This is a genomic window from Streptomyces sp. NWU339 (assembly GCF_003143855.1).
Classification (GTDB): Bacteria; Actinomycetota; Actinomycetes; order Streptomycetales; family Streptomycetaceae; genus Streptomyces.
Window position 1 is genome coordinate 19,658 of record NZ_QFRK01000073.1, and the last position, 12,239, is coordinate 31,896.

Below are 12,239 nucleotides of genomic sequence, written 5' to 3' on the forward strand. Positions count from 1 at the left end.
GTCAGTCTGGGCCAGGCCGTTGCGGCCGTGCCGACGACTCCGGTGACGTGGTCCCAGATGGCGAAGCGGACGGTCATTTCGGCTCGGTGGCCGGAGGCGGTGAGCAGGTGGCGGCGGGGCCGGAAGTGGGGTGAGATGCCGCTGAAGGCGGACAGGAACCGCTGGGCCCCGCCCACGCTGCGGAATCCCTTCATAGCCCGTTCGCGTTGCCGGGTGGGCTGATGGCTGTTCTCCGCCCGGTTGTTGAGGTACTTCGACTGCCGGTGCTCGACGGAGGGCATGACCTCGCGGTGGGCCGCGCCGTAGGAGCGGAGCTTGTCCGTGACGACCACCCGCGGCACCGCGCGCGTCTTCTGCATCAGGCGGCGGAAGAAGCGTCCTGGCKGCGGCCTTGTCCCGGCGGCTCTGCAGGAGGACGTCGAGCACGGTGCCGTCCTGGTCGACGGCCCGCCACAAGTACGTCAGCCCACCGTTGATCTTGATGAAGACCTCGTCCAGATGCCATGTGTCGCCGGACCGGGGCCGCCGGCGGCGCAGGCCGTTGGCGTAGGCCTGCCCGAACGTGGCTCACCAGCGGCGGACGGTCTCGTAGGAGACGATGACGCCGCGCTGGAGCATGAGCTCCTCGACCTCACGGAAGCTGAGCGGGAATCGGTGGTACCGCCACACGCAGGGGGAGATCACCTCGGCCGGGTACCGGTGCCTCCTGTACGACGGTGACGTGCTCTCCACGGACGACCCCTCCCAGCATGATCAACCCGAAGAGCATCCCACCCGGTCAGCCAACGTGACAGCGCCGCCGACTGTCCTGTCCCGGGAACTTCAAGAGTCGGGTGGCCCGGGGGAATCTCACCCCCGGGCTCCCACGGAACGGAGCGTGACAATCTCTCGTCACTCCGCTCTTGTCATCCTGGTCACCAGGCGACGGAGGCTTCAGTTGCCCACCGCCATTGTGCGAACAGCCGGGGATACCGCTTGGCGATCCCCTGCATACACTCGACGGCCTTCCTCAGCCCCGCGAGCCGCTTGTATTTTCGTCGGATCCACCGCACCAAGTAGGCGTTGATGCGCGCCAGGAGGGGATACAACGCCGACCGGTAGAACCGGCCGTAGTAGTTCATCCAACCCGCCACGATCGGATTGATCGACTTGGCGAGTTCCACGAAGGTGAAGCTGGAGCGACGATGTAGCCGCCATCGGCGTACTTCGCGCCCCATCTTGTTCAGAGCATCCTTGCTGACCGCCGGCAGGAACGACAGGAACTTCACGCCGTCCTTGGTCCGTGCACCGCGTGGGCGGAACGTGAACCCCAGGAACGTGAAGGACGTGTGCTCGTAAGAGCCGCGCCGTTTCCCGTCCTTGCAGTACACGATCTTGGTTTTGTCGGGGTGCAGTCGCAGCCCGACCTCCTCCATTCTGTTCCCGAGCATCGCCAGGACCTTGCGGGCCTGGCTCTCGCTGACGCAGTGCACCACCGCGTCGTCGGCATAGCGTTCGAACTGGACACCCGGGCATGTCCGGGTCAGCCACATGTCGAACGCGTAGTGCATGAACAGATTCGCCAGCACGGGCGAGACCGCGGACCCCTGCGGGGTGCCCCGATCCCGCATCTGCAAGGTGCCGTCAGGCAGTTGAAGCGGCGCGCGAAGCCACCGCTCAACGTACAACTTCACCCAGACGGCATCGGTATGAGCCTCCACAGCCTTGACGATGAGGTCCCAACGGACGCTGTCGAAAAACTTCTGAATGTCGAGGTCGATCACCCAGTCCTTCTTCCAGCAGCGCTCCCTGCAACGCTCTACCGCGTCCAAAGCCGACCGCCGGGGCCGGTATCCGTAAGAGTCCTCGTGGAACACAGGGTCCACACGGACACCGAGATGCCGGGCCACGACTGTCTGGGCGACCCGGTCGGCGACAGTGGGAATGCCAAGCATTCTCATGCCTCCACCGTGCCGCTTTGGAATTTCTACCGCACGCACCGGGGGAGGGAAATACGTCCCCGACGACATCCTATTCCAGACCTTGTAGAGGTTGTTCCTCAGATCGGCCTCGAATTCCTCGATGGACTGCGCATCCACTCCCGGCACGCCCTGATTCCTCTTCACATCCTGGAAAGCCTCCCAGACCTCCAACTTCGGAATATCAAACGGCTTGCCTAACGACTTCAACTGCTCCATCGGCTCCTCCCGGACATCGCCGGTTGACCAAACAAACACAGCCACGGATGACCCAGCCCCTTCGCTCCACCCCCATTACAGGGGCTTTATCGCTACTACGGGCCGGTCCGCCAGCGCACCCCGCGACGGTACTCAGTCCCTCACGGTTTCAGCCGCTTGGGACGCTCCCTCTCGCCGCCCAACCCGAGCGGACAGTGTCGGGGTGCGCTTTCTCCTGTTCCATGCGGAAGCAGCAGATCAGGCTCACGTCATCTTCATRCCGGGCACCATCTGGCCAATAAACGGGCTCCCGCCAGACTCATCCCGGAGGCCGAGAAATATCTCCGGTTCTGATGCCTTCTCGCTCTGTTTCGACACGTCAGCAATGATTCGCTTGCGCTCGTCTTCCTGATCCCCACCTGACGCCTCTCACGACGCCTTTTCCTCATCGCTCACCACGACGGTCTTCAGCCAACGCAGCATGAGGCGGTTTGGAGCCTCCCCCCGCAGGGCGACTCCGAAGGGCCAAGTCCTTCATCTCCCGCACAGCATCACTTGAGGATGCACTTCCTACATAGAGCTCCTCATCGTGTTCAGGACACACTCCCCGACAGAGTCGCTCACTGCTTCTTACGGGCGTGTGGTCAGGTCTTGCGGTGGGCCGGGACCGTGGTGGTGCGGAGCATCGGGTCGTTGCGCAGGCGTAGGAAGGTGACGAGCAGGGTGAGTGCCTGTATGAGGGCGCAGGCCCCGATGAGGCTGTTCAGGTAGGGCGGCGGGGTGAGGGCGAGCAGGAGGCCCGCGACGGGGAAGGGCAGCAGCAGGAGCAGGATGGTCAGGGAGAGGGTGGTGCCGAAGGCGGCGGGTGGGATGACCTGTGAGCGGAGGGTGCGCAGGACGACGGTGAGTCCTCCGTCGGCGGCCATGAACAGGGCGATGAGGGTCACGTAGCCGGTGTAGGAGGGGGTCTGGGGCACGGCGAGGCAGGCGGCGGCCGCGACGGTTGCGCTGATGGCGCCGACTCCCCACAGGCCGAGCCGGTCCAGGCCGGCTCGGCAGCAGGCGACCGCGATCAGTGTGGCGGCCGCGGCGATGGACCAGAGCGCGCCGGCGGCGGCCGGGGAGTGGCCGAAGCGGTCCTCCACGAGGATGGGGGTGGCCGCTTGCAGCAGCCCGAGCATGAGATTGGCGCAGGCCAGTCCGGTCACCAGCCGGCGCAGGGACGGCAGGGAGCGCAGGGTCTGCCATCCTTCCCGCAGGCCGCCGCCCGGTGCCGGTCCGCCGTGGCGCGTGGCGCGCAGGGGGGTGGGCGGGGTCTGCAGGGCGAGTGCGGCGGACAGGAAGGACAGCACGCTCAGGCACGCCAGCATGCCGGTCGGGCCGGTGAGCAGGAGAACGCCGCCCAGGGCCGGGCCGACGAGGGTGGCCGTCTGGTCGATGCCGATCAGCACCGACTGCACCTTGTGGGCCTGCCCGTCGGTACGGCGGCTGACGGTGGCGCCGACCGCCTCGTTGGCGATGAAGCTGAACTGTGTCAGCGCCCCGGTCACGGCGGCCAGTGCCATGACGGTGACGGTCTCGCCCGTACCCGGCGGCAGCAGGACGAGCGCGACACCACCGCCGGCGACCAGCAGGGCGCGGGCCAGGGAGGCGAGGAAGCACACGATCGCCGCGCCGCTCCGGTCCACCAGAGTGCCGGCGAAGCCGAACACGGCCACCCGGGGTATCCACTCCAGTGCGAAGGCCAGACCGGTCAAGGAGGCGGAGCCGGTGGTGGCCAGCACGGCGAGCGGCATGGCGTAGGTCGCCATGGAGTAGGCGAGGGCGTCGCAGGCGCGTGGTACGTAGACCCGCCGGAACAGGCTGCCGGTGGGGACGGCCGCGTGCCGGCCGGCCGGTTGGACCTCGTACGGGGAGATGGTCACGAAGTGGGGTCTTTCACTGAGCAGGGGGCACAGCGGACGGTCGGGGCGGTGCCGGCCGCTCACGCCGAGGAGAACGCTGCGGGCGTTCCGAGCAGGGCCATACATGGTGGGGGCTACACGAACCCCGCGCGGAAACAGATGGGACGGGGGCCGTGAAGAGACAAGGGGCACGCCGACAGGGATTGTTGAGGCATGGACTACGGCGCAGTAACAAGATAGCTGAAGTGATCTTCCCCGCAGCCTCGAGGGCGGCGTTCCGCCCCGCGGCCCGAAGGGGGCGTCTGGGCGGCCGTGATGGGCCATGAGGATTCTGGTCATGGGCGGAACCTGGTTCCTGGTCACGTACATCGCGGAGGGCGCACTGGCAAGGGGTGGGCAGTCACCACCTCCAGCCGGGGCGCTCTGATCGAGATGTTGGCGGCGTCAAGCTACGGCGACCGTGCCGTCCGCGGAGACCTGGACCAGCTGACCGGGCACGGGCCTTGGGACGCTGTGATCGGCACATTCAGTTCCGGCTTCGCGCCTGGGTTCGACACTTGCGGGCCCCGGCTTCAGGGTTGGTGGAGGGAGAAGGCCAGGGGGATGGTGAGTTCGGCCTTGGAGAGATCGGCGATGTCGTAGACGAAGGCCTGCTGGTTGCCGCTGTGCACGAAGTTGAGGGAGCGCACCTGAGCCGGCCCTCACCCTGCCCGTACAGCTCGAACTCCAGGTGTTCGACGTCGGTGAACTGAACCGCCAGGCCATGGGCGCGGCGGCCGCCGTCGCGGAAGTACACCTCGCCGAGGGCTTTCGGCGGCGAGGATGCGCAGCTGCCGCTCGCCGGCACCGCGATCCTGGGCGTCGAAGAGGCGGGCCGCGTACTGCGGGGGCAGGGCGAGGGTGGGGTGGCGGATGCGGGCGTCGTCGGTGGTGCCGGGCGCGGCGGTGAAGCCGAACCGGGCCCGGGTGTCGACGACCAGGCCGGTGCTGGCGGCGGCCTGGCGCCGGGCACGCTCGCGGATGCGGGGCTGCCAGCGGGCGCGCACCGCGTTTTGAAGGCGTCGGGTGAGGTCCACGCGGGGCCGGCGGATCTGCTCCTTCACCTACCGTTCCACGGTGCGCTGCGAGACGCGGTGAAGTCCCACTTGACGAAGTCCGGTGCGGCCGGCGGTGGGTCGGCCGGATGTCCTCGTCCTGGGCGTACTTGGGCTTCTGGCCGGTGCGGTGAGAGGGCATGCAGGGCGTCACCGACGGGAAGAACGTTTCCTGTCGGAGCACCAGGTACCAGTCACCGGGAATGGCTCAGCAGAGGGAGTACACGTGCATCGCAAGCGGATACGGAACATCGTCGGCGGGACAGCGTTGACGGTGCTTGTATCGTTCGGGACAGCCTCAGGAACGGGTGCTGCCGCCCCGGCCGCCAACCAGCCGTCGCTCGAGTCGGCGGCCGCCGCCAAGAAACAGGCGGGCCGGGGAAAGCCGAAGCCGGATGCGCGCAATGTCGTGCTCGCGGTACACGGCGGGACCGGTGCACTGAAGCGAGGAGAGGTGGCTGCTGAGGTGGAGAAGGCTTACCGCAACGGCCTCACCAAAGCGTTGCGGGCCGGCGGCAAGGTACTCGAGCGTGACGGGGACAGCGTGGACGCCGTGCAGGCGGCGGTCACCGTGCTCGAGGACAACCCGCTGTTCAACGCTGGTAAGGGCGCGGTTTTCAACGCCGATGCACAACACGAGCTGGATGCATCGATCATGCAAGGCAAGGACCTCAACGCCGGTGCCGTGGCGGGGGTCCGCAACGTCAAGAACCCGGTCCTGGCCGCTCGGGCAGTGATGGACAAGACACGCCACGTCATGCTCTCCGGCGAGGGAGCCGACGGCTTCGCCGCTCAGGTCGGCCTGGAGACGGTCACCCAGGACTACTATTTCACCCAGCGACGCTGGGATCAGCTCATGGAGGACAAGAAAGAACAACGCGACGCACCCCCGGCGGGCAGCGAGGCAGAGCAACGCCAGCACGGCACGGTAGGTGCGGTGGCAGTGGACGAGCGCAAGGACGTGGCAGCTGCGACGTCGACGGGAGGCCTGTCCAATAAGATGCCCGGCCGGGTCGGTGACTCACCGATCGTGGGCGCCGGGGTGTACGCCAACAACGACACCCTCGCGATGAGCGCAACCGGGACCGGAGAGGTGTTCATCCGCGCCGCCACCGGCACGCAGATCTCTGGGATGATGGAATTCGGCAAGGCAGACCTGGCAGAAGCAACGTACGAGGTGGTCGTCAACCGCATTCCACAACTCGACGCCACTGGAGCCGTCATCGCCCTCGACCCCTCCGGAACGTTCGACGCACCGCACAGCTCGTCCGGCCTGTTGCACGGCTACCTCACCGCCGACGGTCAGATCCATACCAAGGTCTTCAGGGACGAATCCCCAGCAAATTCCTGAGCCACCACTCCGGCGTTCCACCCCTCCCACCAGACACCACCTCCCTCAACACACAACGCCGCCCGGACGACAAGCAAGCGGCGACACCCCGCGCATGACGGCCCGTGAACACTGCGGGTACCGATTAATCATCCGACCTGTTCAGGCGGCATGTTGGCACGGACGGCGGTGCGGGCTGCGACGAGGGCGGCGACGGGGTCGGCTGTGGCAGGGGCGCAGGGCCACCATTGGGTGGTGGGGCCGCGGCCTTCGCGGAGGTAGGGGTGCCATCGATTGTCGGGGCCGAGGCGGATCTGGACGCCCTCGTCATCGGCGGTGAGACGGTTGCGCCAGACGCGCACCCGCACGGTGTCCGCGGTGTCGTCCTCGGTCTCCACGTTGTCGGGGTTGCAGAGGGCGGCGCGGGCAGCGGCCATGGCGGCGGTGTCGGGGGTGAGTGGCGCGCGGGCGACGGCGACGCCGGCGGGACCGCCGTGGCGCTGGGCGCGGACCAGGAGGGCGAAGCCGAGTGAAGGCAGGCCAGTGGCGCGTACGAGCTGGTGGAACCAATGCTCGCCGACACCGCTCGCGGCGAGGCGTACGGCGTCGTCGAGCGGGGTGCAGGTGAGAGAGGCGGCGTGCCCGGCTGCAAGGGCGCGGGCGCGCTGAGCGGTGTCCCGAGTGAGAGCTTCGAGGTCGTCGAGGGTGAAGGGGGCCTCAGGCGGGGGCGTGGTCGTGAGGGGGGAAGGGACCGGCCCGGGGTCGGCAGGCGGGCCCTCGGCTCCCTCGGTCTGTGGGACGGGCGGGGTGAAGACGCCGGTGAAGGAGGCGAATGCGTCGCGGGCGGGCACGCCCCGGCCGCGGGGCGTGCCGCCGGTTTCCGGCGCAGCGCCTGTGCGGGTCTGGCGCCGGGTACGCAGCGCGGTGAGGACGGCGTCCTTGGTGCGGCCGCGGAGGGTGAAGAGCCAGAAGGGGTCATCGTCGAGATGGGCGGCGGTGGCGTAGCACAGGGCGGCGGCGTGCTTACAGGGGTAGCCCCAGTCGGGGCAGGAACACTCGGGGTCGAGTTCGCTCGCCTCCGGCAGCAGAGGAACGCCGGTGGTGCGGGCGTCATCAACGAGGTCGGCGGGCATCTCGCCGTCGAGAAGGGCTGCGGTGCGGCCGGCCCGGGCGGCGATGGCGTCGAGAAGGGTGTCCCACTGGGCGTCGGTGAGGACGCGCAGGTGCACCGCGGCGTCGTACGGCCAGGGGGTGCTGCCCTCGACCTCGGCGCGCAGCACACCGGGGGTGACGGTGACTGGGCCGACCATGCCCTTGCGGGCGTATGTGCGGCCGCGGGAGAGGCGGCCGGAATCGAGGGTGGAGGCCTCCAGGGCGTCCACCCAGGCCTGTCCCCACCAGGTGGCGGCGAAGGCGCGACTGCCGGTGCGGGGTGCCTTGCGGGCGGGGGTCATGCGTCGGCTCCGTGGGACAGCGCGACGAGTTCGGCGAGATCGGCGTCGGAGAGTTCGGTCAGGGCGGCCTCACCGGAGGCGATGACCTGGTCAGCGAGGGCGCGCTTGGCACCGAGCAGGCGGGCGACCCTGTCCTCGACCGTGCCCTGCGTGGTGAGCCGATGGACCTGGACGGGGCGATCCTGGCCGATGCGGTAGGCACGGTCGGTGGCCTGGTCCTCGACGGCGGGGTTCCACCAGCGGTCGTAGTGGATCACGTGGGTGGCGCGGGTGAGGTTGAGGCCGGTGCCGGCGGCCTTCAGGGAGAGCAGGAAGACGGGGAACTCGCCCTGCTGGAAGGCGGCGACCATCTCCTCGCGCCGGGGGACGGCGGTGGCGCCGTGCAGGTAGCGGGCGCGTACACCGCGCTCGGCGAAGTGCCGCTCCAGGAGCTTGCCCATCTGCGTGTACTGAGTGAAGACCAGGGCGCCCTCGCCTTCGGCCACCACCGTGTCGAGTAGTTCGTCGAGGAGTTCCAGCTTGCCAGAGCGGCCGGGCAGCGGGCCGGCCTCGCGCAGGTAGTGGGCGGGGTGGTTGCAGATCTGTTTGAGCGCGGTGAGGAGTTTGAGCACCAGGCCGCGGCGGGCGATGCCGTCCGCCTTCTCGATCCGGGCCATGGCCTCGCGCACCTGCGCCTCGTACAGGGCGGCCTGCTCACGGGTGAGCACGACGGGGTGGTCGGTCTCCGTCTTGGCCGGCAGCTCGGGGGCGATCCCGGGGTCGGACTTGCGGCGGCGCAGCAGGAACGGGCGGGTGAGACGGGTGAGCTGCTCGGCGGCCTGCCGGGCCTGTTCGGCGGTCTCTGCGTCGTCGCCCGCGCCCAGCGCGCCGCGCTCGATGGCTCGGGCGAAACGGTCACGGAAGGCGGACAGCGGGCCGAGCAGGCCGGGTGTGGTCCAGTCGAGCAGTGCCCACAGCTCGGAGAGGTTGTTCTCCACCGGGGTACCGGTGAGCGCGACGCGGGCGCGGGCGGGCAGGGCGCGCAGTTCGCGGGCGGTGGTGGCGTACGGGTTCTTGACGTGCTGGGCCTCGTCGGCGGCGATGAGCGACCACTTCACGGCGGCGAGCCGCTCCCCGTCGCGGCGCAGCACACCGTAGGTGACCAGGACAAGTTCGTCCCCGGCAAGGTGGTCCAGGGTGCGCTCGCCGCCGTGGTAGCGGCGTACCGGCACGGCGGGGGCGAAGCGGGCGGCCTCGCGCTGCCAGTTGCCGAGCAGCGAGGCCGGGCAGACCACGAGGGTGGGACCCGCGGTGTCGGGCTGCTCCTGGCGGTGCAGATGGAGGGCGAGCAGCATGACGGTCTTACCGAGACCCATGTCGTCGGCGAGGACGCCGCCGAGGGTCAGGCGGCTCATGTCCGCCAGCCAGGCCAGGCCCCGCTGCTGGTAACCGCGCAGGGTAGCGGTCAGGCCCTCCGGTGCCCGGACGGGGGCGCGGCCCTCGGGGGCGCGCAGCCGGGCGACCAGCTCGCCGAAGGCGCCGGCTGCCTCCACCGCGACGCGCTCACCGTCCCATTCCACTTCTCCGGTCAGCACCGCCTGGAGCGCGTCCAGCGGGGCGAGTTCGCGGCCGCGCCGCCGCTTGAGGCGGGCCACCAGCTTCGGATCGGCGACCACCCACTGGTCGCGCAGCTTGACCAGCGGGCGGCGGGCCTCGGCGAGTTGGTCGAGCTCGGTCTCGGTGAGCTTCTCGCCGCCGAGCGCGACATGCCAGGAGAAGTCGAGCAGGGCGTCACGGCCCAGCAGGGAGTCCACGGTCGCGCCGGGCGCGGTGGCGGCCCCGATCTCCGCCCGCGCTTCGAGGGACTTGACCAGCTCACGCGGCCAGTGCACCCGCACGCCAGCCGAACGCAGCGCGTCGGTGGCGTCCCCCAGCAGCTCCATGGCTTCCTCGTCGTCGAGCCGCAGCATGCTGGGGGCGGCCTCGGCGAGCAGGCGAGTCAGCGGTTGCCAGGCACGGGCGGCGCGGCGCAGTGCGAGCAGCGTTTCCTCCTCGGCGCGCGGACCGAGCAGGTGCTGCGCGCGAACCGGCTCGGCCCACAACTCGGCAGCGTCCAGGACCAGGGACGGATCGGCCGCGGTCCGCAGCTGCAGCGCCGCGTGGAAGACGCGGCGCTGCCCGGCCGGGGGGTCGACCCGCAGTTCCACACTGATCTGCGCGGCCCGCTCGGCCGCGGTTTCGGCCGCCCACTGGGCCAGGCGCGGATACAGGGCGGTCGCACGGTCGGCGTAAGGGTTGCCGGGCACGGCCCAGCTGGCGGCCGGGGTGCGCGGCAGAGCGTCCGCGAGCGCGTCGCAGAACTCCCGTACCAGAGCAGCCGGTTCGGCGATTTGTACGGTTTTGTCGTCCGCCGGGGGCGTAGGGAGGTTGTGGGCGTACGGCGGCAGGGCGGAGGCCAGTGCGTCCAGGCCCCGCTTGCCCCTCGCGCCGGGCGGCCCGAAGCGCCAGGTGGTGTACGTGTCGGAGGTCAGCGCCGGATACAGACGCCCCTCGCCCAGCAGCCGAAGGGCGAGACGGGCGACGGCTGCCCACGCGAGGAGCGAGGGATGGACACCGGTCTCGGGCAGGTCGAGCAGGAGGGCGAGCGCGCCACCGGGATCGAGCGCCCGCCCATCCACGGTGCGGGTGCGCACCCCGCCGCCGTGCGGCAGAACCAGCGGCAGCCGGACCCGCTCCACCGCCTCCGGCGCGGCAGCCTGGGCGGGCACGCGGCGGGCGTCGGCGGCGGACCGGTAGAGCACCAGACGGCCGAGCCGGGCCGGCTGTCCCGGCTTGGCGGGGGCGAACACGGCCGCCCAGCCACCGACGACGAGGTGCTCGCGGACCCAGGCGGTGGCAGCGGGATCGGCGAGCGGTGCGGCTTCGGCGCCGATCTCCCTCACGAGCCGGCTCACTTGACGCTCCCTGCCTTGAATGCGGCCTTCCCCAGCCGCTTGTCTAGGGCCTTGCCGACGGGCTTGACAGCATCGGCCAGCGCGCCGAGCACCTCGCTGGCGTGCGGGTGTCCAGCCTGCCACAGGTCGTCGGCGCACTCGGTCAGCTGGTCGAGCGGACGCCTGCCCTCCTCGGGGCCTACCAGCAGCTGTTCGCACAGCAGTTGCTCGCCCGCCGCGACGAACGGCAGCGCGCCGTCCACCAGCATCCACTCCAGGCCCCGCGCATCCTCCCCCCTCAGCAAGCTCGTCGATCCGGCGCAGCATGGAAGCCGCGTGAGCACAGCCGGTGACCTTCGAAAGGGCGGCCTTGTGCAGCACCGCCTTCGCCCGCCCGGTGCGGTCTGCCTCCAGTACGGTGGCCAGCACCCACGGGGCCTGCAGGCGGCACAGGGCGTCGGCCGGCTCCGTGCCATCGCAGGCGTCCACCACTTGGACAGCCGCGTCCGCCGCGGGGCGAGCCGCCAGCCAGCCCGCCACCTCCGCCGCCACGTCCGTCTCGGAGGAGTAGGCGGGGAGCGCGGCCAGCAGTGCGCAGGCGTCCGCCTGGGCGAGCGAGCCGATCACCGGAACCGAGATGCCCACCGCCACCAGCAGCGCGCGCAGGCCAGAGCGGCCCAGTGTGGTGAGCCGGAAGCGGCCGACGAACGGCGTGCCACGCATGCCGCCGTCAGGCCCGTCGAGCAGCAGGGCGAGCACGGCGTCCGCCGACGGAGGCTCATGGCCCTCACGTTCGGCGGCGCCGAACAGCTCCAGAGTCCCAACGGTGTCATGGCACTGGTCGATGAAGAGCGCCGAGACCAGCCGCCAAACCGGGCCTTCGGGCAGCCCTTCCACGCCGTCGGTGAGGAAGCCATCGACGTCCAGCCACTCCCCATCGGGCAGCCCGTACGCCGCGATCAGCATCAAGAACACCAGCGGCGGGGCTTCCTCGACCAGCTCTCGCAACGGCGCTGTCACGTTGGCTGAGCGGGTGGGATGATCTTCTGGTTGATCATGCGGGAGGGGTTGTCCGTGGACAGCGCGTCGCCGTCGTACAAGGGGCACCGGTACCCGGTGGAGATCATCTCGCCTTGCGTGTGGCTGTACTTCCGCTTCCCGCTCAGCTTCCGTCAGGTCGAGGAGCTGATGCTCGCCCGTGGCGTGATCGTCTCGCATGAGACGGTGCGGCGCTGGTGTGTGAAGTTCGGGCAGCAGTACGCCGGTGCGTTGCGCCGCCGTCGGCCCCGGCCCGGTGATACATGGCATCTGGACGAGGTGTTCGTCAGGATCAACGGAGAGCAGAAGTATCTGTGGCGGGCCGTGGACCAGGACGGCACCGTCCTGGAC

8 protein-coding genes and 3 pseudogenes are annotated in these 12,239 nt (G+C 69.8%); 3 read left to right on the forward strand and 8 right to left on the reverse strand.

The genetic code is table 11. The features are described 5' to 3' along the window. Positions 1-139: 139 nt before the first annotated feature. The 5 genes and pseudogenes from DIZ27_RS40275 to DIZ27_RS40295 all read right to left on the reverse strand — a co-directional run. Positions 140-732 (reverse strand): annotated as a pseudogene (locus DIZ27_RS40275) (IS6 family transposase); the annotation flags it as partial. 182 nt (positions 733-914) lie between these two features. Continuing rightward, positions 915-2,177 (reverse strand): group II intron reverse transcriptase/maturase, encoded by a 1,263-nt coding sequence (ltrA, locus tag DIZ27_RS40280; protein WP_109383301.1) that lies wholly within the window; start codon positions 2,175-2,177, stop codon positions 915-917. A gap of 623 nt (positions 2,178-2,800) precedes the next feature. Next, a complete protein-coding gene (locus DIZ27_RS40285; RefSeq protein WP_109383302.1) occupies positions 2,801-4,081 on the reverse strand; it encodes an MFS transporter in 1,281 nt (426 codons plus the stop codon). Positions 4,082-4,641: 560 nt separating this feature from the next. Continuing rightward, a pseudogene (locus DIZ27_RS40290) lies at positions 4,642-4,743 on the reverse strand (type I-E CRISPR-associated endonuclease Cas1); the annotation flags it as partial. Between the two features lie 32 nt (positions 4,744-4,775). After that, positions 4,776-5,190, reverse strand: a pseudogene (locus DIZ27_RS40295) (XRE family transcriptional regulator); the annotation flags it as partial. Between the two features lie 190 nt (positions 5,191-5,380). Between DIZ27_RS40295 and DIZ27_RS40300 the strand changes: the two are divergent. Continuing rightward, on the forward strand, positions 5,381-6,505 hold the full coding sequence (locus DIZ27_RS40300) for an isoaspartyl peptidase/L-asparaginase family protein (protein ID WP_109383303.1): 1,125 nt from the start codon (positions 5,381-5,383) through the stop codon (positions 6,503-6,505). Between the two features lie 128 nt (positions 6,506-6,633). Here the strand turns inward: DIZ27_RS40300 and DIZ27_RS40305 are convergent, their stop codons facing one another. Genes DIZ27_RS40305 through DIZ27_RS48030 form a run of 3 tightly spaced genes read right to left on the reverse strand, consistent with a single transcriptional unit; the run spans position 6,634 to position 11,155 of the window. Further along, positions 6,634-7,938 (reverse strand): SWIM zinc finger family protein, encoded by a 1,305-nt coding sequence (locus DIZ27_RS40305; RefSeq protein ID WP_109383304.1) that lies wholly within the window; start codon positions 7,936-7,938, stop codon positions 6,634-6,636. Further along, positions 7,935-10,871, reverse strand: a complete 2,937-nt coding sequence (locus DIZ27_RS40310) for a DEAD/DEAH box helicase (RefSeq protein ID WP_258308795.1) — start codon at positions 10,869-10,871, stop codon at positions 7,935-7,937. Before DIZ27_RS40310 ends, DIZ27_RS40305 begins: the two co-directional genes overlap by 4 nt. Continuing rightward, positions 10,868-11,155, reverse strand: coding sequence for a hypothetical protein (locus DIZ27_RS48030; protein ID WP_258308796.1), 288 nt, complete (start codon positions 11,153-11,155; stop codon positions 10,868-10,870). The genes DIZ27_RS40310 and DIZ27_RS48030 overlap by 4 nt, the downstream gene beginning before the upstream one ends. A gap of 475 nt (positions 11,156-11,630) precedes the next feature. On the opposite strand from DIZ27_RS48030, the gene DIZ27_RS46275 reads away from it, so the two are divergent. Further along, positions 11,631-11,879, forward strand: coding sequence for a hypothetical protein (locus DIZ27_RS46275; protein ID WP_181383937.1), 249 nt, complete (start codon positions 11,631-11,633; stop codon positions 11,877-11,879). A gap of 27 nt (positions 11,880-11,906) precedes the next feature. Next, the coding region (locus tag DIZ27_RS40315) for an IS6 family transposase (protein WP_258308798.1) at positions 11,907-12,239 on the forward strand (333 nt) is incomplete at its 3' end.